This is a genomic window from uncultured Chitinophaga sp. (assembly GCF_937898475.1).
Classification (GTDB): Bacteria; Bacteroidota; Bacteroidia; order Chitinophagales; family Chitinophagaceae; genus Chitinophaga.
The window spans coordinates 167,968-194,259 of the sequence record NZ_CALEJS010000010.1 but is presented as its reverse complement, the minus strand read 5'-3'; the positions used below and the strand labels follow the sequence as shown (position 1 = coordinate 194,259).

The window sequence follows — 26,292 nt, the reverse complement described above, 5'->3', positions numbered from 1 at the left end:
ATGCCATTTTATTTACCCCCGTAATATTCCACGTAGATCCGTGGTGTTTCATATAATTTGATACAATGCAGCTGTACTTCGGGCGGCAGGTTTTTGGCCAGCTCGTCCCATATGGCGATTGCCAGGTTTTCGGCAGACGTGAACTTGCCTGCCATGAATTCAACATCCAGGTTCAGATTACGGTGATCCACTTTCTCCACGATCTCGTTCTTTATTATATCGCCTAGTGTTTTAGCATTGAAGACAAACCCTGTTTCCTTGTCGGGCGTGCCTTTGATGGTTACGTGCAGTTCATAGTTATGACCATGCCAATTGTCGTTGGCACATTTACCGAATACTTCCTGGTTCTTTTCCTTACTCCATGCGGGATTGGACAATTTGTGCGCGGCATTGAAATTCTCCACACGCGTTAAATAGATCATTACTTTAACAAAATTTTCCGCAAAAATACCATTAATCCGCGAGTCGGGCGTAAGTTTACAGGATGAATCTACTGATCACCGCCGCAACAGCACTGGAAATCAAGCCGTTCCAGGAATATCTGGCTCAAAATGGCTCGCCGGAAGGCTGCCATGTGAATATCCTGATAGGCGGCATCGGTCTCATGCATACCGCCTGGCACCTGGGAAGGGAATTAGCCCGGAAAAAGCCCGACCTCGCTATACAAGCCGGTATAGCAGGCAGTTTCCGCCGCAGCTGGCCCCTGGGGCAGGTGGTGATGATCGGCAGCGAACAGCTGGGCGACCTGGGCGTAGACGACAACGGCAGTTTCAACGATCTTTTTGATACGGGGCTTTGGCCCGAAGGAACATCACCTTTTACAGGCCGGCAGCTTGTAAATACTTTTTCAGGACTGCCTTTTGTACCTGAGCTGCCCGTGGCCAGGGGCATCAGCATTAATATGGTGAGCGGCAGCCCGGCCTCCATCGCACGCCTGGAACACCAATATGCACCGGATATAGAAAGTATGGAAGGCGCTGCTTTTCATTTTGCCTGCCTGCAGGAAGCTGTGCCGTTTCTGCAACTGCGCAGCATCTCCAACTACGTGGAGCCAAGAGACAAAAGTAAATGGAACATACCGCTGGCGGTAAGACAGCTAAATGAAGCACTTATAAATTATGTGGAACGTTGCCAAAAGTTTGAGGTTTGATGTTTGAGGTTTGTTGGAAGTGGGATGGTCAAGATAGTCCGACACCATTTAAACTTCTAACTTTTAACAAATATCAAACGTCAAACTTTAAAATATTCAGACTATAAAATTCAGAGCTATATGCATTTATCGTTAGGCTTTTCACCCTGCCCGAATGATACATTCATTTTCGATGCTATGGTGAATAATAAGATTGGAACAGGAGATCTGCGGTTTGATACCGCACTGGAAGATGTGGAGACACTTAATAAATGGGCGCTGGAAGGCAAGCTGGACATCACCAAATTAAGCTTTGCCGTATACCTGAAAGTGAAAGAGAAATACCGCCTGCTGGACAGCGGCAGCGCACTGGGCCGCGGTTGCGGGCCGTTGCTCATCGCTAAAAGGCTCATCCCGCAGGAGGAGATCAAAAACTGCCGCATTGCGATACCCGGTGAGCACACCACTGCCAACCTGCTGTTCTCCATCGCCTTCCCGGAAGCGAAAAACAAGCAGGTGATGCTCTTTTCTGATATTGAAAATGCGGTGCTGGATGGCCGGGCCGATGTTGGCGTGATCATTCATGAGAACCGCTTTACTTACCAGCAGAAAGGACTGGTGAAGATCATTGACCTGGGCGAGTATTGGGAACAAACAACTGGCAGCCCTATTCCCTTAGGCGGTATTTTCATACGTAAAGACGTTCCCGAAGCAGTACAGCAACAGGTAGACGACCTGATCCGTCAGAGCCTGCAGCACGCTTATGAACATTATCCACAGCTATCCGATTACGTAAAGCAGCACGCGCAGGAGATGGATGAAAAGGTCATGCGTCAGCATATTGACCTGTATGTAAACGATTTCAGCCTGGGCCTTGGAGAGGAAGGGCATGCAGCAGTAAACAGGCTGATGGAAGCGGGCAGTAAGCAGTTAGCTCTTGGCAGCTAACAGTTGTTCAAAAAGCACTTCATGCAGGATAGCGGCTGTGGCGTTGCCATAGCTGCTGTCCCTGAAAAGGCCCACCCATCGGATGCCGTAGATGGCATTGGTAAGAAAGATCTCATCTGCCATTTCGAGATCCGCTATTGTCAGCGGATGCTCTTCTATTTTGAACGGCAGATCTGCTTTTAGCAGGTACCTGCGCATTACCCCGCAAACCCCGCCTTCAGATAAGGGCGGTGTAATGATCTGCTGACCTCGTACAATGAAGATATTGGCATTGGTAGTATCTGCCACGCGGTTGTGGTGGTTCAGCAATATTGCTTCGTTCAGCATCTGCTGCCGGGCAAACATGGCTGCCATTACATAAGCAAGACAGTTATTGGATTTTATGCTGGAGAGCTTGTCGCTGCTCTTCCGTGCATCAGGAAATACATCTATGGTCAGCCCATCCTCGTTCAACTCGAAGATCCTCCGGCTTAGTTCTCCGCATTGTATCACAAAGCAGGGAGTGTTATCAGCAGGTTCATAGAGACCGCCGTTGGAACGGAAAACAGTCAGACGCACCCTGGCCAAACGGGAAACGCCGTTCTTGTTACACAGCTCGATGATCAGCCTGGTAAAATATTCTTTTGTAAAATGAAGCGGCAGGTCAAAATGGAGGCGGTTCATGCTCGTTATGAGCCTTTCAAAATGGAGATCGGCCAGTAACACCTGGCTCTGATAGACCTTCATGGTTTCAAAACAACCGTCCCCATAGCGGAATGAACGGTTATCTGCCGTAAAAATGGGTTCTGTTGCGGGGATAAATCTCCCGTTGTAACAAATATATCCAACTTGCACTTCGAACGCTTTTTGGGTGACAGATTACGGGTCTGTTAAGTTACGAAAAATTGATACAGGAACCACTACCGCAGCCGCTTTTATCATATTTTCATTTCCTGTATATGATCGCCAATGATCAGGCGACCGGCCGTTTTTGCCCGGATCTCCTCAACGCTGACACCTGGCGCGCGCTCCAGCAGTTTAAATCCCTGGGGAGTGATATCCAGCACGGCCAGGTCTGTTACCACTTTCTTTACACAATTAACTCCGGTAAGGGGCAATGTGCATTGGGGCAGCAGCTTACTTTCTCCCTTGGGGTTGGTGTGCATCATGGCCACAATGATGTTACGGGCTGCAGCTACCAGGTCCATGGCGCCTCCCATGCCCTTCACCATTTTACCGGGTATTTTCCAGTTGGCGATATCGCCGTTGTCGGACACTTCCATGGCGCCCAAAACGGTAAGGTCTACCTTACCTGCGCGTATCATGCCGAAGCTTTCTGCAGAATCGAAATAAGCGCCGCCAGGCAGGAGGGTAACGGTTTCCTTACCGGCATTGATCAGGTCAGGATCTATTTCATCTTCTGCCGGATAAGGGCCCATGCCCAGCATCCCGTTCTCAGATTGTAACATGATGGAGATACCGGCCGGGATATAGTTGGATACCAGTGTAGGGATACCGATCCCCAGGTTTACATACATCCCGTCTTCCAGCTCCTGCGCGATCCTTTTGGCGATACCATATTTATCTAAAGGCATGTTGGAAAAATTAAAAAGTAAAAAGAAAAAGAGGGGCTTACATTTTTACGGTTCTGCGCTCTATACGCTTTTCATAGTTGCTGCCCTGGAAGATGCGGTGCACATAGATTCCGGGAACATGTATCTGGTCCGGGTCCAGTTCACCAGGGGCTACCAGCTGCTCTACTTCTGCAACCGTAATATTACCGGCTTTCGCCATAGAGGTACTGAAATTGCGGGTAGTTTTACGGAACACGAGGTTGCCCATGGTGTCTCCTTTCCAGGCTTTCACAATGGCGAAATCCGCGTGCAGGGCTAGTTCCATCAGGTATTGTTTGCCGTTGAACTCGCGGGTTTCTTTTCCATTGGCTATTTCGGTACCATAACCGGCAGGCGTGAAAAAGGCGGGAATACCCATGCCTGCCATTTGTATGCGGGTGGCCAGCGTACCCTGGGGAATGAGGTCAACCTCCAGTTCGCCGCTCAATAGCTGTCTTTCAAATTCGGCATTCTCTCCTACATAGGAAGAAAGCATTTTTTTGATCTGCCGTGTTTTCAGGAGAAGGCCCAGGCCAAAATCGTCCACACCGGCGTTATTAGATATACAGGTGAGTCCTTTAACTCCTTTGCGCACCAGCGCGGCAATACTGTTCTCCGGGATACCGCATAAACCGAAACCTCCCAACATCAATACAGCGCCATCCGGAACATCTTGCAGGGCCTCATCGGCATTCGCTACAACCTTGTTCATGTTTTGGTGTTTATGTTTTGTGCAGAACGCTTATTGCGGAACGCTTTCTACATGTTTGGCGTTTTGCGTTGAGCCATGGGCGTTTTGCGGTTTTTTCAGGAAAGGCAGAATGGTATCCTGCTTTTTTGAAATTACAGCATTATTCGGATATGGAAAAAACATTGAAGGGTCAGCAGCATATTGCCGCCGTCTTTCTTCGCCTTCCAGTATGCTGCGCTTCTGAGCAGCGGCGGCCTGCATCATGATATATACCTCTTTCAGCCTGTCCGGATGAGATTCATAATAGCTGTAGCTTTTCATGAAATCTTTTACTGACACCTGGTGCAGGTCTAAGATCTGGCGATAGTATTCTTTCACTTTCAGCTGGCGGATAGAATCGGGCAGGGGCATATTATCTGCCGGCCGTATATCATAGCTGTGCGCATCGGCGATATTCATATCCAGCAGCACATCCCGCATTTTTTCTTTAGACAGTACATCGGCAGGCACCTTACCGGCCTGGCCGCAGCCGCCTGCTATAAAGCTTATCAGTATAATAAATTTCAACAATCTTCTGCACATAGCTATTTCATCTGCTGGTATTTGTTCGCGTTTGTTATGTCCATCTGAGCCAGCATCTGAGCTGCGCGAGATTTATCCTGTGGGGGCGCTTTGGAAAATATTTTCTGCAACTCGTCTGCCTTTGCGGTAAAGAACACCTGCAGCAGCATGGAGTTGGGAATATCCTGGTGGATGGCGTACAGCATATTCAGGCAATTCATGATGGAAGAGCGGCCTTTGTTCATATTATCATACATCACATCAAGGCCCTGGCGGTGATACTGGTACATTACATCATGAAAGCGGCTGAATTTGGCGTTCAGCAGGTTATCCTGCAGCCAGTAACGGTTACGGTTACCCTCAAATGCTTTCCAGCCGGCAATATCTTTTCCATCGGGGGCATTGCTTACAATATTGAGCGCCTTCTTGAAAAAGTCGTCTCCTCCTCTTGGTGAAAAAGAATCATAGTCCAGTCCCAGTATAATGTATACATAATAGGCCAGTGTAGCCGTGAGGTTAGACACCAGCGGATCATTGGCCACCACGCGGTTATCGCTGAATTCCAGCGGCTGGAACTCTACATAGCGGAAGGCCACATTGTTATCCTGTGTGTTAAGCAGGCTGGTGACGTAGCCGGAATTATATACCGGGCGGGTGGCCTGTATGGTAAGTGCCGCCCTATATGCGTTGGTACCTATCTCCTGCTGGATGTTCAGCATGAAGTTGCATTCTATCCTTTCTGCGGGTGTATAGGAGTCTCCCGTCCAGCGACGGTTATTCAGGAATTCCTTGATAGCGTTCTGCAGGGTGGTGAACACTTTCTTATCTACGCCGGTGATCTGCTGGGCCACTACGGTTACATTGGCCCTGATCTCCTGCGCGGTAGTGGTAAAGCCATTGCAAAAGCAAAAAGAAAAAAGAAAAAGGAAAAACTTACCGTAGTATATAACGGTGTTCCTGCCGGGTAACGAGGGTCTTTTCTGGTTTTTAAGCATTTTGCAATTCAATTATAGCCGATACAATATCCTTAGCAACTTCCTGCTTTGATTTGAGCGGAAACGCGGTTTCCTTGCCGTTGCGATCAAACAGGGTTACTTTATTGGTGTCATGGTTAAATCCGGCGCCTTCATCGTTAAGGGTGTTCAGTACGATCATATCCAGGTTCTTCTCATGAAGCTTTTTCAGTGCGTATTCCTTTTCGTTGTTGGTTTCCAGTGAGAAACCTACCAGGAGCTGATCTGTTCCTTTGTTGTTGCCGAGGGTGCGCAGGATATCATGTGTTTTTTCGAGCTCCAGTGTCATACCTTCATCCTCCTTCTTGATCTTCCTGTCTACAATGACCTTGGGCCGGTAATCGGCTACAGCGGCTGCCATGACCACTATATCGGCCATAGGATAGTTGGCGATACAGCTATTGAACATATCTGCCGCCGTTTTCACAGGTATTGTTTCTACGTTGGGAGCAGTGGGACCGAAACGGGTGGGGCCCAGTACCAGTTTTACCGTGGCGCCTGCTGCGGCCAGTGCATCTGCTATTGCAATGCCCATTTTACCGCTGGAGTAATTGCTGATAAAGCGTACCGGGTCTATTGGTTCTACGGTGGGGCCTGCTGTAACCAGCGCCAGTTTACCTTTGAGGGGCTGCGAGGTTTGTCCCCCGCTCCTGGGAGCTGCAAAATGCCGGTGCAGAAAATCGATAATATGCTCCGGCTCTGCCATACGTCCCTCTCCCACCAGACCGCTGGCCAGTTCGCCGCTTTCAACGGGGATCTGCCGGTGACCATAGGACAGGAGCTTTTCTATATTGTTGCGGGTAGCGGGATGATGCCACATATCCTCATCCATAGCCGGTGCAAAACAAACCGGGCAGGTGGCAGAGAGATATACCGCTTGAAGCAGGTTATCGCAAAGGCCCTGCGCCATTTTGGCCAGGGTATTGGCAGAAGCGGGCGCAATCAGCATTACATCGGCCCAGCGGCCCAGCATTACATGATTGTTCCAGCTCTGGTTATTGTTAATAGAAACAAGCACCTCATTTTTCGATAAGGTGGATAATGTCAGCGGGGTAATAAAATCACAGGCAGCGGCGGTCATCACCACTTTTACCTGGGCGCCTTCCTTCACCAACAGGCGGATAAGATGCGCTGCTTTGTAAGCAGCGATGCTGCCGGATACGCCTAATAAGATCTTTTTTCCTTGCAACATGCGAATTCATTAGGAAAATTCAGAAAGTAAATCGCCACCCTTTCAACACAGATCATCTTACGGTGCAATCCCTGGGGGCTGGCTTATAGCAAGCTACAAAACAAAAGCGGCAGAAAAAAATTGTCCTGCCGCTCTGCCATCAAACCGAAGCCTGAATGCTGAAAGGTTTAAAAGTCTGAAAGATGATGGCAGAACGCCAGGCTCTTTCAGACTTTCAAACCTTTGAACATATAGTTATAAGATCTTTATCAGCTGTACAGATCATCATCATTCCGGCGGAAGTAGATCTTGTCTTCCAGGAACTCCTGCGTAGCCTGGATAGCCGGGTTGGCCATTCTTTCATAGAAGCGGGATATCTCTATCTGCTCCTTGTTTTCATGCACTTCCTCCAGGTTATCGGTGTGGCTGGCAAATTCTTCCAGCTTGGAGTGCAGCTCTTCCTTCACAGATATATTGATCTGGTTGGCGCGCTTGGCTATAACGGCAATAGATTCATATAAATTGCCTGTTTTGCCTTTGATCTCCGTGGTATTTTTGGTTTCTACCCAGGGATTGATACTACTGGTTAGACTTCTCTTTATTTTGCTCATTCTCCAAGGGTTTATTATTGTTATCGGAATTATTGAGTTTCAGTTTGTCAATGGTGCTGTTGATAGTGCCGGGAGTGGCGTTGGTGCTGTCTCCCTTGCCCTTCATCATCCTCAGCCTTCGGGCGCGTTCCTTTTCGATCTTTTCTATCTCATTGTCCAGCGTTTTGATATTATCCTGGGCCATAGCGTAATACTTTTCGGCGTCAGGCTTGATCTTGCTGGTGGGATAATGGTCGGCAAAGTCCATGTATTCTGTCAGCACCTCTTCATAGCGTTCCTTCTGCCTTTCCAGGATACTGTTCTTTGCGTATTGATAGTACGCCTTGATAGCCATGTATTTATAGGCATCGCTTTTATCAGAATCCGGGTAATTGCGCATCAGGTTCTTGAACGAGATGGCGGCGGACTTATAATAGCCAAGGTTATAATACAGTTCTGCGGCGTTATACTCTTTCTTTTCCAGTTTGCGGCGGCACAGTTCTATCACCAGATTGGCTTCAGACAGCTTGTCTGAGGTGGGATAGTTATTGATGAAGGTTTGCATGGCAGCAATGGCCTTTACGGTATTGGTCTGGTCCAGCGTAACCTTGGGGGATTGTTTATAGTAACAATAAGCCTGCATATAATCTACCTCCAGGGCATGTGGGCTGTTCGGGAACGCGTCCAGGTAGTTCTTGAAGTGAAAAGCTGCCTGTACGTAGTCCTTTACATAATAAGAACAGTAGGCGTATTTGTAATAGATAGGCTCAAATTTATCGGTTCCCTTATAAACAGGGAATAATTCTTCATACAGCAACTGGGCCTGGGTATATTTCTTTTTTGAATACAGCTTGTCGGCATAAGCCAGCTTTTTGGTAAAGTCCTTGCTTTTCTCGATCCTACGCAGTTCCGAATTACAAGCGGCGGCTGTTACCAGGACAAAAAGGCTGATGTATATAAAAATTTTCCGCATAAAAGAAGGGCAAAGTTACGAATTAAATGTAAATGTAAGGCTGGACAATATTGAGAGGTGTTAAAATTTTGCAAAAGACTGGAGGATAAGCTTTAGCAGCGGGGATTTACTGCCTGATGGAATGTCTTTTTCACTCCATCCCTCTACACCAGCGCACGCACCGAGGCTTATCCACACCTATACACAGGTTACCCACAGGTTATTAACATATCCACATCAACAATCCACACTCCCACTTTCCCTCCCTGGCCTTAACACGCATAGTTTGGGCAATTAGCTTCTGTGGAAAAAATTTATAATTCATTTTTTCGTTAAAAAGTGGGAAAAAGTGTTATTTTGTGTTAGAAAATGGATTTCAAGGACTTTCGCCCCACAGTATGACAGGTTTTCTGGGAGAATATGAGGCTACGCTGGATGCAAAAGGGCGCTTCCTCCTACCTGCTGGCTTTAAAAAGCAGCTGGCGGAAGGCGCAGGAGAGCAGTTTGTACTGAACCGAGGCTTTGAGAAGTGCTTAACCTTGTATCCGATGAATGAATGGCAGCCCATATTTGAGCGAATCAGCAAGTTGAACGATTTTGATCCGAAAGTTAGAGAATTCCGCCGCTATTTTCTGAATGGCGCTACCATTCTGGAGCTGGACACTGCGGGGAGGTTATTGATCCCCAAGAACCTGATGTCGTACGCCAGCCTTGAGAAAGACATTGTACTGGCAGCGGCAACCAATAAAATCGAGATCTGGGATAAAAGTAAGTACCAGGAGTTCTTTGAAAATTTCTCACCAGGGGCCTTCAGTGATCTGGCGCAACAGGTGATGACCGGGGACAATATATAAACAGTTTGAGGCGTCAAACACCTAAAGAGGACATGGAAGAAGCATCGCAATATCATCTACCCGTACTGCTGCAGGAAGTGATCGACAACATGGCGATCCGGCCCGACGGCACCTATGTGGACGCTACCTTTGGCGGCGGCGGCCACTCCAGGGCCATTCTTTCCAAACTGGGCGAAAGCGGCAGATTACTGGTATTTGACCAGGATGAGGATGCTTACCGTAACCGTATCGAGGATAACCGGGTAACTTTTGTTCAGCAGAACTTCAGGCACCTGCAACGCTTTCTCAGGCTGCACAAAGCCGGCGAAGTAGATGGCATACTGGCAGACCTCGGGGTTTCCAGCTACCAGTTTGACACTGCAGAAAGAGGTTTCAGCACCCGTTTTGAAGGGAATATGGACATGCGCATGGATACACGTTCACCCCTGACGGCGGCGCAGATCCTGCAAACCTATTCAGAACCGCAGCTGCACCTGCTCTTCCAGGACTACGGGGAAGTGACCAATGCCCGCACACTGGCAAAAACCATTGTACAGCAACGCAAGCTGCACCCCCTGCGTACCATTGGCGAATTCAAGTCCCTGATACAGCCCATCGTAAAAGGCAACCCGCAAAAATACCTGGCTCAGGTGTTCCAGGCCCTGCGGATAGCCGTAAACGACGAGCTGGGCGCGCTGAAAGATCTGTTACAGCAATCAGCCCAGGTATTAAAGCCAGGAGGCAGACTGGCCATCATCACCTTCCATTCCCTGGAAGACCGGCTGGTGAAAAATTTCATGAAAACTGGAAGTTTTGAGGTCCAGGATCCAACTTACACTTTCACCACCGAAACTCCCCCTAAGACCTTCAAGTTGATTACCAAAAAGCCAATTATTGCAGGCGCTGCAGAACTGAAAGTAAATTCCAGATCCAGGAGCGCCAAACTAAGAATAGCAGAAAAGATCTAACAAATGATGTGCGGGTGTGCTGATATGCTGATGTGATTATCTAACGGACAGTTTCAGTTGTGATTCACTTTCACAAATTATCATCGGCATATTAGCCCGTCCGCACTTCATTATTGTTGTAGTATATAATTAATAATGATGATGGAGGAAGCAACAATCGATACCAGCAACCAGGATCCGGAAAGCCTGGATATACCGGTGCTTCCGGAGGAGAAAAGAGAATGGCGTCTGCGGATCAACTACCGCGCACTGGTAGGAAATATGCCTTTCATCCTCTTTTTGAGCGCACTGGCCCTGGTATATATCGCGAACAGTCACATGGCAGAAAAAAAGATCCGCCGTATCAATAAACTGAGCAGGGAGATCAAAGAGCTGCGCTGGGAATACCTGAACGTAAAAAGTGAACTGATGTTCCGCAGCAAACTGAGTGAGGTAAGCAAGGCCGTAGAACCACTGGGGTTAAAGGAACTGAGTAATCCTCCCCAGAAAATAGTAGTGAAAAAAGAAGAAAAGTAACACCATTGGAAGTAAAGAAAGACATACTATGGAGGGCGTACATATGCTTTATTGGCATGGTACTGTTTGGCGTGATCATACTTGTCAAGGTGTTCATCCTGCAGAACGTAGAGGGCGCATACTGGCGCGGTATGGCAGACAGCCTGCACACCAGCTATGTATCCCTGGATGCTGAGAGAGGCACCATCTATTCTGAGGAAGGAAGAATGCTGTCTACTTCAATTCCCTACTTCGACCTGCGTATAGATTTCGCGGCAGACGGCCTCCGGGCTAAAGATGGTAAAGTATTTACGGACAATGTTGATTCATTGTCCATTCGTCTTTCCCAGCTATTCGGCGACCGTACCGCAAGGGAATACAAACAGCTGCTGCGGGAAGGCTACAAAAGCAAAGACCGCTACTTCCTGCTGAAAAGGGATGTTCCCTTTAACCAGTACCGCGAAGTACGCCGCTTTCCCATGTTCCGGCTGGGTGCCAACAAAGGCGGACTGATCGCAGAGACTAAGAACAAACGTATCAATCCGTTCAAGCTACTGGCCAACAGAACTATAGGCCTGGCCCGTCAGAATGCGCAGAATGTAGGATTGGAAAGAACATACGACGATTACCTGAAAGGGGTAACCGGTAAACGACTGATGCGGCGAATAGCCGGCGGCACCTTCGTTCCTGTAGAAGGTTATGATATAGAACCTGAAAATGGCAGGGATATCATCACCACCCTGGATGTAAACATGCAGGACATTGTGGAAACCGCCCTCATGAATATGATGGAAAAGAACGAGGCGGAATTTGGTTCCTGTATACTGATGGAAGTAAAGACCGGTAAGATAAAAGCTATTGCCAACCTTGGCAGACAGCCCGACGGCAGCTACTGGGAAGACATGAACCACGCCCTGCAGGTAGGTGAGCCAGGATCGACTTTTAAACTGGCTACCATGATCGCTGTGCTGGAAGACCGCTTTACTACCATGAACGGTATGGTAGACCTGAACTACGGTCGCTGGCAGGTAGGACGCAGAACCGTGTATGATTCTGAGCCGCATCACCGCACCAACGTTACCATCAAACAGGCATTTGAACTGAGCTCTAATGTGGGTATGGCCAAACTGGCCTACCAGTATTATTATAAAAAACCTAATGATTTTGTAGCGCGGCTTAAACAGCTGAAGCTCGATCAAAAGACCGGGATAGACCTGATCGGCGAGGGAGATCCGGTTATCAAGACCACTGCCTCCCGTACCTGGAGCGCCACCAGTCTTCCCTGGATGGCCTTCGGCTACGAAGTGCTGATAAGTCCTCTGCAAACCTGTATGCTGTATAATGCAGTGGCCAACAACGGTAAAATGATGAGGCCTTACCTGGTGAACAGTATCATGGAATACGGCAAGCCGGTAAAAACGATCGAGCCGATAGTAGTAATGGACAGTATCTGCTCACAGAATACGCTGCGGCAGGTGAGAAAAATGCTGGAAGGCGTAGTGCTGGAAGGCACTGCAAAAAAGCTGTGGACACCGTACTATTCCTTCGCCGGTAAAACAGGTACCGCGCTGGTGGCGAATGGTAAACGTGGTTACGCAGATAAGATCTATCAGTCATCATTTGCCGGTTATTTTCCGGCTAATGATCCGCAATACACCTGTGTAGTGGTGATCAAGAACAAGCCGCATGCGGCCCGCTTCTATGGCGCCTCTGTAGCAGGTCCGGTGTTCCGCGAAGTGGCAGACAAGCTCTACGCCATTGCCGTGGAAAAGCAAAGGCCTATGCAGAGCCGTATGCAGGTAGATACCCTGCTGGCGCTTAAAAACGGTAAAGGCAGCGAGCTGAAAGAGATTTTGAACACCCTGCATCTGCCCTGGGACGGCGCTGTAAGCAGTACCAACTGGGTAAGCGCCAAAGTGAATGAGCGCCACAAAGTAGCGCTGGAGCCGGTTGATCAGACCAAAGGGGCCGTTCCCGATGTAACGGGAATGGGACTGAAAGACGCATTATACCTGCTGGAGAATGCAGGACTCCGGGTAGAGATCAGGGGAAGCGGTAAAGTAAGCGCCCAGTCTATACCTGGAGGATCGAAAATTGGAAAAGATCAAAAGATCATCATAGAACTAAGTTAATGCTGAGGGATATATTATATAGTGTAAGCATTCAGGCCGTTCACGGAAATAGTGATATTACCGTGAACGAATTGCGCATTGATTCCAGGACAGTACGTCCCGGCGATGTGTTCATTGCCATCAGCGGAGTGCATACCAATGGCCATGAGTTTATCGACAAAGCTGTTGAACAGGGAGCTGCCGCCGTTATCTGCGAACGCCTGCCAGATACGCTGCAGGAGCAGGTATGCTATGTGATGGTGGCCGACAGTACAGTCGCCTGTGGCATAATGGCCGACAACTACTATAAACATCCCTCCCACCATTTACAACTGGTAGGTGTTACCGGTACCAACGGTAAAACCACCATTGCCACGCTGCTGTTCCGGTTGTACACACAGCTGGGCTTTAAATGTGGCCTGCTGTCTACCGTTCAGAACCAGGTAGGCGATACCGTTATACCCGCCACTCACACCACCCCCGATGCTGTCAGCCTGAATGCGCTGCTGGCCAGGATGGTGGAAGAAGGTTGCCAGTATGCATTTATGGAAGTGAGCTCGCATGCCATTCACCAGCAAAGGATCGCGGGACTGAAATTTGCCGGCGGCATCTTCAGCAATATCACGCATGACCACCTGGATTATCACAAGACCTTTGATGAATACATCCGGGTGAAAAAATCGTTCTTTGACGGCCTTCCCAACACCGCCTTTGCGATCACCAATATCGATGACAAGCGCGGTAATGTGATGCTGCAGAACACCAAAGCGCGCAAAGCTGCCTACAGCCTGCGTAGCATGGCCGACTTCAAAGGCAAGATACTGGAGAACAACCTTACGGGCCTGATCATGCAGATAGGTGAGCAGGAAGTGCACTTCCGGCTGATTGGCGAGTTCAATGCCTATAACCTCCTGGCAGTATATGGCGCTGCCGTATTGCTGGGACAGGATAAACACGCGGTGCTGCAGGCTCTCAGCAACCTGCAGGGCGCCGAAGGCCGTTTTGATTACATTCTTTCCGCAAAGGAAAGGGTAATGGGCATTATAGACTATGCCCACACACCGGATGCGCTGCTGAATGTACTGGCTACCATCAAAAACCTGCGCAAAGGCAACGAACAGGTTATTACCGTGGTAGGTTGTGGCGGCGACCGGGACCGGGCCAAACGCCCTGTAATGGCGCAGGTAGCTGCAGAGCACAGCGACCGGGTGATCCTTACATCCGATAACCCGCGCTCTGAGGCGCCTGAAACCATTATACACGAAATGGAAGCAGGCGTACCAGTACACCAGCGAAAAAAAGTGTTGTCTATTACCGACAGGAAAGAAGCCATAAAAACGGCTATCAGCCTGGCCAACCCGGAAGATATCATCCTGGTGGCCGGTAAAGGGCACGAAAAATACCAGGAGATCAAAGGCGTGAAACATCCTTTTGACGACAAAGCAGTGCTGCAGGAAATGATGAAGCTGATGGACAAGTAAATGTATCGAGGACTAACTAACTTATGCTATATTATTTATTCAATTATCTGAAAACTGAATTTAACATCAGCGGTAGCGGGATGTTCCAGTACATCACGTTCCGTGTGACCATGGCATTGCTATTATCTCTGGTAATATCACTGCTCCTGGGCAAAAGCATTGTAAAATACCTGCAACGCAAACAGATCGGAGAAACTATCCGTGAGCTGGGCCTGCAGGGCGAAAACACAAAAAAAGGAACGCCTACCATGGGCGGGCTCATTATATTATCCGCGATTGTTATCCCCACCCTCCTTTTTGCACGCGTACTGAACGTGTATATTCTGCTGATACTGCTCTCCACTGTCTGGCTGGGCCTGATCGGCTTTATAGATGACTACATCAAGGTATTCAAAAAGAACAAGGAAGGCCTGGCTGGCAGATTTAAGATCCTTGGACAGGTTGGTCTGGGCCTGATCATTGGCATGACCCTGTATTTTAACGATAACGTGGTGATCTCCCGTGAGGTGCTGGGCGCAAAAACCGTAGCTCCCTATGAAAGAGTGATCAGTGAATCTGAAAGGGTAACCAAAGACGGGCACCGTTTTGTGGATGTTAAAACGCCTATCACCACGATCCCCTTTGTTAAAACACATGAGTTCAACTACTCCAAGCTGATCTCATGGATACCGGGTGCAGAGAAATACACTTATGTGTTATATGTGCTGATCGTGATCTTTATTATTACCGCAGTATCTAACGGAGCCAATCTCACAGACGGACTGGACGGGCTTGCCACCGGTGTATCTGCCGTAATAGGTGTTGGCCTGGGCATCTTTGCCTATGTGTCCGGTAACATACAATTTGCTGAATACCTGAACATCATGTACATCCCCAACCTGGGTGAGCTGTCTATATTCATTGCTGCCCTGGTAGGTGCCTGTGTAGGTTTCCTCTGGTACAATGCCTATCCGGCGCAGGTGTTCATGGGTGATACGGGCAGTCTTGCATTGGGGGGCATCATTGCCTCGCTGGCCATTATCGTACGCAAGGAATTACTGCTGCCCATCATCTGCGGTGTATTCTTTGTGGAAAGCCTGAGCGTAATGATACAGGTGAGCTACTTCAAATATACCAAAAAGAAATACGGTGAAGGCAGGCGCATCTTCAGAATGTCGCCTTTACATCACCACTATCAGAAGCTGGGATATCATGAAAGTAAGATCGCAGTGCGCTTCTGGGTAGTTACCATTATGTGCGTGGCAGTAGCAATAGCAACATTGAAAATGAGATAAAATGCAAAAAGTGAAACTGGTCATACTCGGAGCCGGAGAAAGCGGTATAGGTGCGGCACTGCTGGGAAAGAAGCAGGGGTATGACGTATTTGTTTCAGACGGCGGCGCTATAAAGGACATATACAAACAGGAACTGGCGGTGAATCATATTCCCTTTGAGGAAGGCCATCATTCCTGGGACCTGATACTGGCAGCTGATGAGATCGTGAAAAGTCCCGGCATACCTGAAAAGTCGGAACTGATGAAGAAGATACGCGAAAAACAGGTACCGGTTATTTCTGAAATAGAATTTGCTTACCGTTTCAGCAAAGATCAGAAGATCATTGCGATAACGGGTAGCAACGGTAAAAGCACTACCACCGCTCTTACCTACCACATTTTTGAAACAGCCGGCCTTAACGTAGCCATGGTAGGCAACATCGGCCTTAGCTACGCCAGACAGGTAGCCACCGCACCGGCTGATTATTATGTGATTGAAGTAAGCAGCTTCCAGCTGGATGATATAAAGACATTTAAACCAAACGTAGCCATTCTGCTGAACATTACGCCAGACCACCTGGATCGTTATGACTACAAAATGGAGAACTACATAAAATCAAAGTTCAGGATCACGCTCAACCAGACCAGGGAGGATTATTTCATCTACTGTATGGATGATCCGGAGATCATGGGTTATTTAAACAAGCAAACTATTTATTCAACACCAATACCATTTACTATCATGGAACCATTGAAGAAAGAAGGCGGATTTATAGCAAACGATCAAGTGAACATTCGGTTGAATGATGATCCGGTGATTGTGTCTATTTATGACCTTGCCCTTAAAGGCAAACATAATTTGTATAACTCAATGGCAGCAGGTATTGCAGGGAGAACAATGGATATCAGGAAAGAGAAGATACGCGAAAGCCTCACCTCTTTCAAGAGCCTCGAACATCGTATGGAGTATGTAACTACCGTACGGGGTGTAGACTTTATTAATGACAGCAAGGCTACCAACGTAAACTCGCTGTGGTTTGCGCTGGAAAGCATGGAGCAACCGGTGATACTGATCATGGGTGGTGTAGACAAAGGCAATGATTACAGTGCCATTAAAGACCTGGTAAAGGAAAAAGTAAAAGCGATCATATGCCTGGGCGTAGACAATCAGCCGATCCATGATGCGCTGACTGAGGCTACTCCTGCCATGGTAGATACGGCCAATATGAAAGATGCCGTACAGGCAGCTTTCCAGGCAGCCACCAAAGGAGATGTTATTTTACTCTCCCCCGCATGCGCCAGCTTTGACCTGTTCAAGAACTATGAGGACAGGGGAAAGCAGTTCAAGGATGCGGTGAGAGAACTATAAGTTGGGCAGTTTAAGGGTTTAATGGTTGAAGGCCATATGCCTCAAATTCTTAAACTTTCAAACACTCAAACGCTTAAACTAAAAATATGAGTGACTTACTATATAGGACTAAAGGCGATAAAGTGATCTGGGCGATCGTGATCTTCCTGTCATTAGTGAGTTTACTTGCAGTGTACAGTGCAACAGGATCACTTGCCTACCGTGAGCAGGGCGGCCACACGGAATATTACCTGCTAAAGCAGTTAACCGTGCTGATAATGGGTTTACTGATCATCTGGTTTGCCCACCGGGTAAATTACACCATTTACTCCCGGGTCGCGCAGATAGGGTTCATGATATCGATACCGCTGCTGATCTATACGCTTGCATTCGGTTCCAATATCAATGATGCCAGTCGCTGGATCAGGCTGCCGATCATCAACCTGACCTTCCAGACATCGGATGTGGCTAAACTGGCCATATTCATGTATGTAAGCCGGCAGTTGTCAAGGCGGCAGACGGTGATCACCGACTTTAAAAAAGGATTTCTACCCATCATCATACCGGTGGGCGTTATCTGCGTTCTGATCATGCCTGCTAACATGAGTACGGCTTTATTGCTGGGCGCCAGCTGTATGCTGTTGTGCTTTATAGGCCGCGTACCTGTAAAGTTTCTGGTTTCCATGGTGGGCGTAGGGATAGGTCTTGTGTTGTTTATGTTTGTAGTGGCGGAGGTGTTTGATCTGCCAATGCGTACCGAAACATGGAAGAAAAGAGCGGAGCATTTTTTTAACAAGGAAGACTCCGAAACGCCCTACCAGGTGCAGCAGGCCAATATCGCAATTGCAGGTGGCGGTTTGCTGGGTAAAGGTCCGGGAAACAGTACGCAGCGGAACTTTTTACCGCACGCATATTCTGATTATATATATGCAACAATTATAGAAGAGTATGGTATCTTTGGCGGCTTTTTGATATTGATGGCCTATCTGTTATTGTTGCTGCGCTGTATACGCATCTTTCGGAAATGCCCATACGCTTTTGGGGCATTCCTTGCATTAGGGCTGAGTGTGACGTTGGTAATACAGGCAATGACCAATATGGCAGTGAATGTAGGAGTGTTCCCTGTTACAGGTGTTACGCTGCCCATGATCAGTATGGGTGGGTCTTCTGTAATTTTTACCAGTCTGGCCATCGGTATTATACTGAGTGTGGCACGCAATGTAGAAGAGATGGAAGGTAAGAAAGCAGAACAGGAAAGGATAGCGAGGGCGATGGAAAATGCGCCGGCAGCATAAGTTATTCATTATACATTCTTAATTAATAATTAACTGAAATGCAACGCAAAGTAATTATAGCAGGTGGCGGTACGGGAGGACATATCTTCCCGGCTATAGCCATTGCAAATGCGTTGAAAAAGCTTGGTACCGACATTGATATCCTTTTTGTTGGAGCAAAGGGAAAGATGGAAATGGAGAAGGTGCCGCAGGCCGGTTACCAGATCGAGGGACTTGATATTGCCGCCTTTAACCGCAGCAATATGCTCAAAAACCTGCTGCTCCCTTTTAAGATCATTAAAAGTTTAAATCAGGCAAGCAATATACTGAAACGCTTCCAGCCCGACGTTGTAGTGGGCGTTGGCGGTTACGCCAGCTTCCCGGTATTGTGGAAAGCGCAACGCAAAGGCATCCCTACCCTGATCCAGGAGCAGAATTCCTTTGCAGGCAAAGCCAACAAAATGTTGGGTAAACGGGCCAAAAGAATTTGTGTGGCCTACGATGGTATGGAAAAATTCTTTCCTGCCGGCAAACTGCTTCTCACCGGCAACCCTGTAAGAAGCAGCATTACACAATCTGCTGTTACCCGCACGGAAGCGTTGCAGCATTTTGGATTGCAGGATGGGAAAAAAACAGTGTTCGCCTTCGGCGGCAGCCTGGGCGCCAGGTCTATCAGTGAAGCGTTGAGCGCTTTACTGCCCCGGTTTGTACAGGAAGATGTGCAGCTGATTTGGCAAACCGGTAAGCTGTATTACGAAATCGCACAAAAAGCTACGGCGGCTTACACCTCGCACGTTAAGGTGCATGAGTTCATCAACCTCATGGACTTTGCGTATAAGGCTTCAGACGTAGTGATCTCCCGCGCCGGGGCTATGACCATTGCAGAAGAATGCCTTGTAAAAAAGCCGGTCATATTTGTGCCTTATCCTTTTGCCGCCGAAGATCACCAGACCTTCAACGCACAGAGCCTGGTGAATAAACAGGCGGGCCTGCTGATCAGGGACAGCGACGTAGGAAAAGAATTAGGTAACACCCTGTTCAGCCTACTGCAGAACAAAGCCCTCATGGAACAACTGGAACAAAATATCTCAGTGCTTGGCAAAAGCAATGCGGATGTGGTAATAGCAAATGAAGTAATAAGACTGATATAATGGATCTGAAAAAAATACAACGCGTTTATTTCGTCGGCATCGGCGGCATCGGCATGAGTGCCATCGCGCGGTTCTTTAACGAGAACGGCGTAAAGGTGAGCGGTTATGACCGTACGGAAACAGCCCTTACCCGCCAGTTGTCCGCAGAAGGAATGCAGATCCATTATACGGACGATGCGAACCTGGTAGACCCGCAAGCCAGCCTGGTGGTGTACACACCTGCCATACCGCCTACGCACGCAGAACTGAAATGGTACCGTGAAAAAGGGTATGAAGTAGTGAAACGCAGCGATGTGCTGCAGGAGATCACCCGTGAGTTGTTTGCCATTACTGTGGCAGGCACCCACGGCAAAACCACCATCTCCACCATGATCTCGCATATCCTGCGGCATAGTGGTTATGGTTGCAATGCTTTCCTGGGCGGCATCAGCGTGAACTACGACCGTAATTTCTGGAGCAGCGAAAAACAGGTAGCCGTTATTGAAGCAGATGAATATGACCGCTCTTTCCTGAAACTCAGCCCGGACATTGCCGTGCTGACTGCCATGGATGCAGATCACTTGGACATCTACGGTACGGAAAAAGACATGCAGGAAGCGTTCATTCAGTATACGAAGAACATCAAGCCTAACGGTACCCTCATTGCCCGGGAAGGACTGCAGCGTGCAAAAGATCTGCAGGGCGATAATAAACTGTGGTACAGCCTGCAAAGCTTTACCGCCAATGCTTATGCCACCAACATACGTATACAACAGGGCGGTTATGTCTATGATGTTGTACAACAAAACTGGAGCCTGAAAGATGTAGTGCTGCCCATCGGCGGTATGCATAATATAGAGAACAGTGTGGCCGCCATTACCGTGGCACAGCTGCTGGGCATCAGTGATGATGCCATCAAAGCAGCCGTAGCCGATTTCAAAGGTATACGCCGCCGCTTTGAATATGTGATCAACAATGACCACCAGGTATTTATCGACGACTATGCACACCATCCCGAGGAGCTGCGCGCACTGATCAGCAGTGCCCTTGCACTGTTTCCCGGTAAAAAGTGCACGGTAGTGTTCCAGCCGCATCTGTATACCCGTACCCGCGACCTGGCAGACGGCTTTGCTGAAAGCCTGGCCCTGGCAGACGAGGTGATCCTGCTACCCATCTACCCCGCCCGTGAACTGCCCATTGAGGGCGTGAACAGCGAGATGATCGCAAACAGGATCAAAGGCAAACCGGTACAGATACTGCAACCGGCAGAGGTGCTGGACTGGCTTAAATCAAACACTGCTCCCCTGTTTATCACAGCCGGAGCGGGCGACATTGATCAGTTGAAAGAACCGGCTAAAAAGATATTAGAGGCCATTTAATTAATAATGAATAATTAAAAATGAAGAATCATAATGCTAATGAAATATCGAGGCGCTGATATACTATCATTTTAATTATGGCACCAGTAAACAAACATACTTGTGCAAGTAGTTATTAATAATTAAGTGTTAATTATTAACTGTAACGGATGGAACTAAAAACACGCAAAGCATTGAAACGTTTAGGCAGCGCCACATTTTGGATGGCGGTGCTGATCGGCTTTGCCGTGCTGGTAGTATCCGCCGCCAAAGTAAAGGATGCCGTTCAATGCAAAGGCATTGTGGTAAAGATCAGTGGCAGCGATAACAATTACTTTATAGAGGAGAAAGACATCAAGACTCTGGTGGTAAAGAACACCGACCTGAATCCGATAGGCAGAAAGATCAACGACATTAACATTTCCCGTCTGGAGAAACTGGTGTCGCAGGATCCCTGGGTAGAGCGGGCCGACCTGTTCTTTGATAATCAGCAGCGCCTGAACATAAAAGTGATTCAGCGGGAGCCGGTAGCAAGGATCTTTACCATTACCGGTAACAGCTTTTACCTGGATGCCAGACGGGAACGTATCCCGGTTTCTGACCGCTATACCGCCCGGGTGCCTGTGTTTACAGGATTTCCCACAGATGCGGTACAGCTCCAGAAAAATGACAGTGTTCTCACCGCGGGTATTGTAGACATCAGCCGTTATGTGCTGAATGACCCTTTCTGGATGGCGCAGGTAGACCAGGTAGACATCACCGGCAACCGTAAATTCGAGATCATCCCTAAACTGGGCGATCATATTATCGATTTCGGGGAAGGCACAGACGTAGAAAAGAAATTCCGTAAGCTGATGGCCTTCTATAAAGAAGGATTAAGCCGTATAGGTTGGAACAACTACACCCGGATCAACGTGGCGTTTGAAAATGAAGTAGTATGTACCCGTAAGGATGGTACGCCACCGCCCAAACCCACCCCACCGCAAATAGACAGTGTGGATGTGGATATGGCGGCAACAGGCGACACTACAGCGGCAGCTGTTCCTGCAAAGGAAGCTGTCAGAACAGTTGCCAGAACGGTAAAGCCGGCAGAAAAACCGGCCCCGGAAAAACACATGGTTAAACCGGCAGCAAAGCAAACAGCCAAAGCACCGGCCAAACCAGTAAAACAACCCAAGGCAGTGTATAAAAAACCTGCTGCAGGATCAGTAAACACAACAAAAAAACATAAAACGCCATGAATCAGGAAGCTCCCATCATTGTAGGTCTTGATATAGGAACTACGAAGATTGCTGCCATTGCAGGACGGAAGAATGAATACGGGAAACTGGAAATCCTGGGATTCGGTAAAGCCCCATCTTTTGGTGTGCAGCACGGTATGGTGCTGAACATCGACCAGACTATCAAGGCCATCAGGCAAGCGCTTGAAAACTGCTATGCTTCAAATCCCAACCTGGAGATCAATGAAGTGTACGTTGGCATCGCGGGCCACCATATAAAAAGCTTGCAGACCCGCGGTGATATTGTTCGCAGCGATACCGATGCGGAAATATCCCAGAAGGATATTGACCAGCTGATCAACGATCAGTACAAAACCGTGATCCCGGCCAGTGACCAGATCATTGACGTGATCCCGCAGCAGTACATCGTAGACAGCCTGCAGAATATTACTTATCCCATCGGTATGTCTGGTGTAAAAGTGGGCGCCAATTTCCACATCATCACCGGCGACAAGAACGCCATCCGCAATATCAACAGAAGTGTGGAAAAATCAGGACTGAAGATACACGATCTCGTGTTACAACCCCTGGCTTCCGCCGCCGCTGTTATGTGTGATCTTGATTTCGAAGCCGGCGTTGCCATTGTAGATATCGGCGGTGGAACCACTGACCTGGCCGTGTTTTACGAAGGTATCCTGAAACACACCGCGGTGATCCCTTACGGTGGTGAGAACATCACCAACGACATCAAGAACGGTCTGGGTGTACTGAAAACACAGGCTGAACAGATGAAGGTGCAGTTTGGATACGCGCTGGCAGATGAGGCTAAGAACAATGCCTACATCACTATTCCGGGCCTGCGCGGACAAAGTCCGAAGGAGATCTCCGTAAAGAACCTGGCCCACATCATCCAGGCGCGTATGAGTGAGATCCTTGATTTTGTAGTGTACCACCTGAAACAGATCGGTATGGACAGCAAGATGCTGAACGGCGGTATTATACTTACCGGCGGCGGATCACAGCTGAAACACCTGATACAGCTGACAGAATACACTACTGGTGTAAGCGCACGTATCGGCTATCCGAACGAGCACCTCGCCAGCGGACATATTGACGAACTAACCAAACCGATGTACGCTACCTGCGTTGGTCTGATACTGAAAGGTTATAATGATTATGAAAATGATCGCAGGGCGCTGGAAGAGAATTATGTAAAGATCAACACCAGTTATATAGCAAAGGAAAAAGCTTCAGGCAAAGCAGCCCAGGCACAGGACAGCTGGGTGGAGGATGAAGAAGAAACAATGAGCGTATCTGAAATACAGGAACGCAAAGCAAGAGAGCGGAACGCGTCGCTGAAGAATTTCCTGGACAGGATGAAGACTAAGATCATAGATATGTTCACAGAAGAAGAAGATGCTAAACTATAAGTGGCGCAATTGTTGCAGCCACAGTGATTTATAATAAACTAACCCATAAAAGAGATAGAGTCATGATACATTTTGATCTTCCAAAGGAGAAATCCTCCATCATCAAGGTCATAGGCATTGGTGGTGGCGGAAGCAATGCGGTGAACCACATGTTCAACCAACGCATTGAAGGGGTGAATTTTATTATCTGCAATACAGATGCTCAGGCAATCGCAAACAGCCCCGTTCCAAATAAAGTGCAGTTAGGTCCGCACTTAACACAGGGATTGGGTGCCGGCGCGAACCCCGAGATCGGTAAGCAGGCAACGGAGGAATCCTTTGAAGAGCTCAAAAAAATACTGGAGGTTAATACCAAGATGGCCTTCATCACTGCAGGTATGGGCGGTGGCACCGGTACTGGTGGCGCTCCTATCATCGCGCGTGTGTGCAAGGAGCTGGGTATTTTAACCGTGGGTATTGTTACCACTCCCTTCTCCTATGAAGGGAAGAAGCGCATGCTGCAGGCGGAAGAAGGGATTTCCCGTCTGAAAGAGCATGTGGATACGCTGCTGATCATCTCCAACGATAAATTACGCCAGAAGTTCGGCGATCTGAAAGCCAAAGCCGCTTTTGAAAAAGCAGATAACGTGTTGGCCACCGCCGCGAAGTGTATCACCGATGTGATCACCTCCACCGGCCAGATCAACGTGGACTTTGCCGATGTATGCACCGTTATGCGGAACGGCGGCGTAGCCCTGCTGGGCGCAGCAACTGTAGAAGGCGAGAACCGTGCACAAAGGGCCATAGAAGAAGCGCTGACCTCTCCCCTGCTGAACGATAACGATATCAGCGGCGCTAAATGGATATTGATCAACATTTCCTCTGCTGAAGGTGAATTTGAACACACCCTGGATGAAATGGACATCATACAGGCCTATGTACAAAGCATGGCCGGCGAGGATTGCGACGTGATCCTGGGTGTAGGCTACGATCAGTCCCTGGAGCGCAAGATCGGTGTAACCATCATTGCTACCGGTTTTGAACAAAAACCAATACAGCGGGTTTCCGCCGCTGGTACTCCCCAGCCCAGGACAGAAGAGCCGAAGATTGTGATGCAGCTTGGAAATGAAGACGATGAAAAGAAACTGAACCAAAAGGGCCAGGGTAACCTGTTCCAGGAGCCTATTGATGTAATGGCGCCGCGTCTGGTAGAACCGGTGGTTACTCATCCGGCGCCTGCTTATACGCCTCCACCGCAGCCAGAGAGAACAAACTTTGTGCTGAACATAGAGCCAGATCCGGATTACAGGCCGCAACCGCAGCCACAATCTCAGCCTCCGGCTTCCAATGCGGGTAACAGCGGCGGTGGAATCAACGTAATCCGTCCGCAGCAACATAATCATCCTACGCATATTCACATAGAGCCGGTGAATACGCCTCCTCCTGCCAACGACCAGCCTGAAATGAAGATGGTGTTCAGGGATGAGGAAGAGCCGATGACACCGCCTCCTCCACCGCCTCCGCCAGCAGCAGAAGATCCCTTTGAGGAGCAGAAGCGCAAGCAGGCAGAAAGGGTGGCTAAACTGAGAAGCATCAGTTTCAATGTGAAAACGATGGACAATAATGCGGAGATAGAAAATGTGCCCGCTTACCTGCGCCGTAACATTAACCTGGACAATGGCGCTGGTTCTGCCGAGCAGTTCTATTCTAACTACACGATCAGCGACTCCGGCCAGAACCAGGCCGAGATCAATACTATTAATACGTTTTTAGATGGGAAAAAGCCCGATTGATGAGCGGTTGTGAATTGAATAGCTTTATTGCTAAATTTAATTTTGATTGTTTTTTAGTTGTGTTAAAAGAAAGTCCTCTGGTTCTCCAGGGGACTTTTTTATAGCAGCCAGCTGTTAGCTGCTTACTAATGCTTTCCGCCTCTTTCTACACTTTTAATGTCCTCAGCCCTGTTCTGTTTAAAATCAAACTGCTCAAAATCTTTATTTGCGGGCACCTTTATGGTGTAACTATCCAATATGTCTATTTCGATCGTGAAATGGCTTGCTTTCAGGTCGATGATGTGGCCACCGGCGTCTTTGTTTTCAGAAAGAAAATGAAAATGGTAACCTGATATGTTGGTGTTATCCATGAACACCGGTAAGCGATAACCGATTAAATCGCCCTGGGCGTCCTTAAATTCGAAGAAATGCTGCAGACTCAGCATATCAGCCAGCGGAGTATGTTGATGCTGCTGAACGGGCGGGAAAGCACGTGTTTTGATATAGCTGAATTTACCACTGACATGGATGGCATACATGCCGTTAATATTGGTGAGCACACTGTCCAGGAGATGAAATAATCCTGCCTTATCCAGTGGTTTCACTACACTGATGGTGATATCCGGATGAAAGAAATTGATCATCGAAAAAGGCGTCAGCTGATGATCATCCACCTGGAAAGTTTTACCGCTGTGCTGGGTTTGATACACCCTTCCACGGAAAATCATGATCTCCCCGTCCAGTTTATCAGGAGCGCCCAGGCCAAAATCGCCATGCTTTTTAAGTTCCCGGTAAGAAAAAAAGCCATCGTACAATCCGCCGATAAGGCCGGATCCCACCCCAACGGTAAAAAGGTTGTTGTGCAGGGTATCAGGAGGAGTACTTCTTATAGTTGCAGCTACGTGCCGGGCGGATAGCAGTACAGTAGCCGTCATAAAAGAAAACAGCAAAGCGCGCATGTTGAACAGGGTTTAATTTCGGGGGATAAAGATA

The 26,292-nt window shown here is 48.3% G+C and carries 25 protein-coding genes; 15 read left to right on the top strand and 10 right to left on the bottom strand.

Annotated features, from left to right (window positions below):
- Window positions 1–8 precede the first annotated feature (8 nt).
- Window positions 9–422, bottom strand: coding sequence for a 6-carboxytetrahydropterin synthase (locus Q0577_RS01235; protein WP_298731981.1), 414 nt, complete (start codon window positions 420–422; stop codon window positions 9–11).
- A gap of 62 nt (window positions 423–484) precedes the next feature.
- Here Q0577_RS01235 and mqnB point away from each other — a divergent pair, with 62 nt between their 5' ends.
- Window positions 485–1,150: a futalosine hydrolase gene (gene mqnB / locus Q0577_RS01230; RefSeq protein ID WP_298731979.1), complete on the top strand. Its 666-nt coding sequence runs from the start codon at window positions 485–487 to the stop codon at window positions 1,148–1,150.
- A gap of 120 nt (window positions 1,151–1,270) precedes the next feature.
- The gene (locus Q0577_RS01225) at window positions 1,271–2,077 is read left to right on the top strand and encodes a 1,4-dihydroxy-6-naphthoate synthase (protein ID WP_298731977.1); all 807 of its coding nucleotides are present in this window, start codon (window positions 1,271–1,273) and stop codon (window positions 2,075–2,077) included.
- On the opposite strand, the gene Q0577_RS01220 is transcribed toward Q0577_RS01225, so the two are convergent.
- The 8 genes from Q0577_RS01220 to bamD form a co-directional block, all read right to left on the bottom strand.
- Window positions 2,060–2,911 carry an aminotransferase class IV gene (locus Q0577_RS01220; RefSeq protein ID WP_298731975.1) on the bottom strand — a complete coding sequence of 284 codons (852 nt, stop codon included), beginning with the start codon at window positions 2,909–2,911 and terminating at the stop codon, window positions 2,060–2,062. The two genes, Q0577_RS01225 and Q0577_RS01220, sit on opposite strands and share 18 nt — an antisense overlap.
- A gap of 83 nt (window positions 2,912–2,994) precedes the next feature.
- Complete coding sequence (locus tag Q0577_RS01215) at window positions 2,995–3,651, bottom strand: CoA transferase subunit B (RefSeq protein ID WP_298731973.1); 657 nt, start codon at window positions 3,649–3,651, stop codon at window positions 2,995–2,997.
- Between the two features lie 37 nt (window positions 3,652–3,688).
- Window positions 3,689–4,381, bottom strand: coding sequence for a CoA transferase subunit A (locus tag Q0577_RS01210; RefSeq protein ID WP_298731971.1), 693 nt, complete (start codon window positions 4,379–4,381; stop codon window positions 3,689–3,691).
- Between the two features lie 30 nt (window positions 4,382–4,411).
- A complete protein-coding gene (locus Q0577_RS01205) occupies window positions 4,412–4,942 on the bottom strand; it encodes a DUF4296 domain-containing protein (protein WP_298731969.1) in 531 nt (176 codons plus the stop codon).
- A gap of 2 nt (window positions 4,943–4,944) precedes the next feature.
- Window positions 4,945–5,916: a DUF4835 family protein gene (locus tag Q0577_RS01200; RefSeq protein ID WP_298731967.1), complete on the bottom strand. Its 972-nt coding sequence runs from the start codon at window positions 5,914–5,916 to the stop codon at window positions 4,945–4,947.
- Window positions 5,909–7,126, bottom strand: a complete 1,218-nt coding sequence (coaBC, locus tag Q0577_RS01195; protein WP_298731965.1) for a bifunctional phosphopantothenoylcysteine decarboxylase/phosphopantothenate--cysteine ligase CoaBC — start codon at window positions 7,124–7,126, stop codon at window positions 5,909–5,911. Before coaBC ends, Q0577_RS01200 begins: the two co-directional genes overlap by 8 nt.
- A 248-nt stretch (window positions 7,127–7,374) precedes the next feature.
- On the bottom strand, window positions 7,375–7,716 hold the full coding sequence (locus Q0577_RS01190; protein WP_298731963.1) for a DNA-directed RNA polymerase subunit omega: 342 nt from the start codon (window positions 7,714–7,716) through the stop codon (window positions 7,375–7,377).
- On the bottom strand, window positions 7,685–8,668 hold the full coding sequence (gene bamD / locus Q0577_RS01185; RefSeq protein WP_298731960.1) for an outer membrane protein assembly factor BamD: 984 nt from the start codon (window positions 8,666–8,668) through the stop codon (window positions 7,685–7,687). Before bamD ends, Q0577_RS01190 begins: the two co-directional genes overlap by 32 nt.
- A gap of 377 nt (window positions 8,669–9,045) precedes the next feature.
- Between bamD and mraZ the strand changes: the two genes are divergently transcribed.
- The 13 genes from mraZ (at window position 9,046) to ftsZ (ending at window position 25,320) form a co-directional block, all read left to right on the top strand.
- A complete protein-coding gene (gene mraZ / locus Q0577_RS01180; RefSeq protein WP_298731958.1) occupies window positions 9,046–9,501 on the top strand; it encodes a division/cell wall cluster transcriptional repressor MraZ in 456 nt (151 codons plus the stop codon).
- Between the two features lie 5 nt (window positions 9,502–9,506).
- Window positions 9,507–10,448 (top strand): 16S rRNA (cytosine(1402)-N(4))-methyltransferase RsmH, encoded by a 942-nt coding sequence (rsmH, locus tag Q0577_RS01175; protein WP_298731955.1) that lies wholly within the window; start codon window positions 9,507–9,509, stop codon window positions 10,446–10,448.
- A gap of 141 nt (window positions 10,449–10,589) precedes the next feature.
- Window positions 10,590–10,964 (top strand): FtsL-like putative cell division protein, encoded by a 375-nt coding sequence (locus Q0577_RS01170; protein WP_298731953.1) that lies wholly within the window; start codon window positions 10,590–10,592, stop codon window positions 10,962–10,964.
- Window positions 10,965–10,969: 5 nt separating this feature from the next.
- The gene (locus tag Q0577_RS01165; RefSeq protein ID WP_298731951.1) at window positions 10,970–13,075 is read left to right on the top strand and encodes a penicillin-binding protein; all 2,106 of its coding nucleotides are present in this window, start codon (window positions 10,970–10,972) and stop codon (window positions 13,073–13,075) included.
- The gene (locus Q0577_RS01160) at window positions 13,075–14,535 is read left to right on the top strand and encodes a UDP-N-acetylmuramoyl-L-alanyl-D-glutamate--2,6-diaminopimelate ligase (RefSeq protein ID WP_298731949.1); all 1,461 of its coding nucleotides are present in this window, start codon (window positions 13,075–13,077) and stop codon (window positions 14,533–14,535) included. Before Q0577_RS01165 ends, Q0577_RS01160 begins: the two co-directional genes overlap by 1 nt.
- Before the next feature lie 23 nt (window positions 14,536–14,558).
- On the top strand, window positions 14,559–15,809 hold the full coding sequence (mraY, locus tag Q0577_RS01155) for a phospho-N-acetylmuramoyl-pentapeptide-transferase (RefSeq protein WP_298731947.1): 1,251 nt from the start codon (window positions 14,559–14,561) through the stop codon (window positions 15,807–15,809).
- 1 nt (window position 15,810) lies between these two features.
- Window positions 15,811–17,157 (top strand): UDP-N-acetylmuramoyl-L-alanine--D-glutamate ligase, encoded by a 1,347-nt coding sequence (gene murD / locus Q0577_RS01150; protein WP_298731945.1) that lies wholly within the window; start codon window positions 15,811–15,813, stop codon window positions 17,155–17,157.
- A gap of 86 nt (window positions 17,158–17,243) precedes the next feature.
- Window positions 17,244–18,431: an FtsW/RodA/SpoVE family cell cycle protein gene (locus Q0577_RS01145; RefSeq protein ID WP_298731943.1), complete on the top strand. Its 1,188-nt coding sequence runs from the start codon at window positions 17,244–17,246 to the stop codon at window positions 18,429–18,431.
- Between the two features lie 38 nt (window positions 18,432–18,469).
- Window positions 18,470–19,561 (top strand): undecaprenyldiphospho-muramoylpentapeptide beta-N-acetylglucosaminyltransferase, encoded by a 1,092-nt coding sequence (gene murG / locus Q0577_RS01140; protein ID WP_298731941.1) that lies wholly within the window; start codon window positions 18,470–18,472, stop codon window positions 19,559–19,561.
- Window positions 19,561–20,919 (top strand): UDP-N-acetylmuramate--L-alanine ligase, encoded by a 1,359-nt coding sequence (gene murC, locus Q0577_RS01135; RefSeq protein ID WP_298731939.1) that lies wholly within the window; start codon window positions 19,561–19,563, stop codon window positions 20,917–20,919. Before murG ends, murC begins: the two co-directional genes overlap by 1 nt.
- A 149-nt stretch (window positions 20,920–21,068) precedes the next feature.
- A complete protein-coding gene (locus tag Q0577_RS01130) occupies window positions 21,069–22,139 on the top strand; it encodes a hypothetical protein (protein WP_298731937.1) in 1,071 nt (356 codons plus the stop codon).
- A complete protein-coding gene (gene ftsA, locus Q0577_RS01125) occupies window positions 22,136–23,548 on the top strand; it encodes a cell division protein FtsA (RefSeq protein WP_298731935.1) in 1,413 nt (470 codons plus the stop codon). The genes Q0577_RS01130 and ftsA overlap by 4 nt, the downstream gene beginning before the upstream one ends.
- 62 nt (window positions 23,549–23,610) lie before the next feature.
- Window positions 23,611–25,320, top strand: coding sequence for a cell division protein FtsZ (gene ftsZ, locus Q0577_RS01120; protein ID WP_298731933.1), 1,710 nt, complete (start codon window positions 23,611–23,613; stop codon window positions 25,318–25,320).
- A 125-nt stretch (window positions 25,321–25,445) separates the two neighbouring features.
- Here the strand turns inward: ftsZ and Q0577_RS01115 are convergent, their stop codons facing one another.
- Entirely contained in the window at window positions 25,446–26,258 is an 813-nt protein-coding gene (locus tag Q0577_RS01115) for an acetolactate decarboxylase (RefSeq protein WP_298731931.1), read from the bottom strand.
- Window positions 26,259–26,292: the final 34 nt, after the last annotated feature.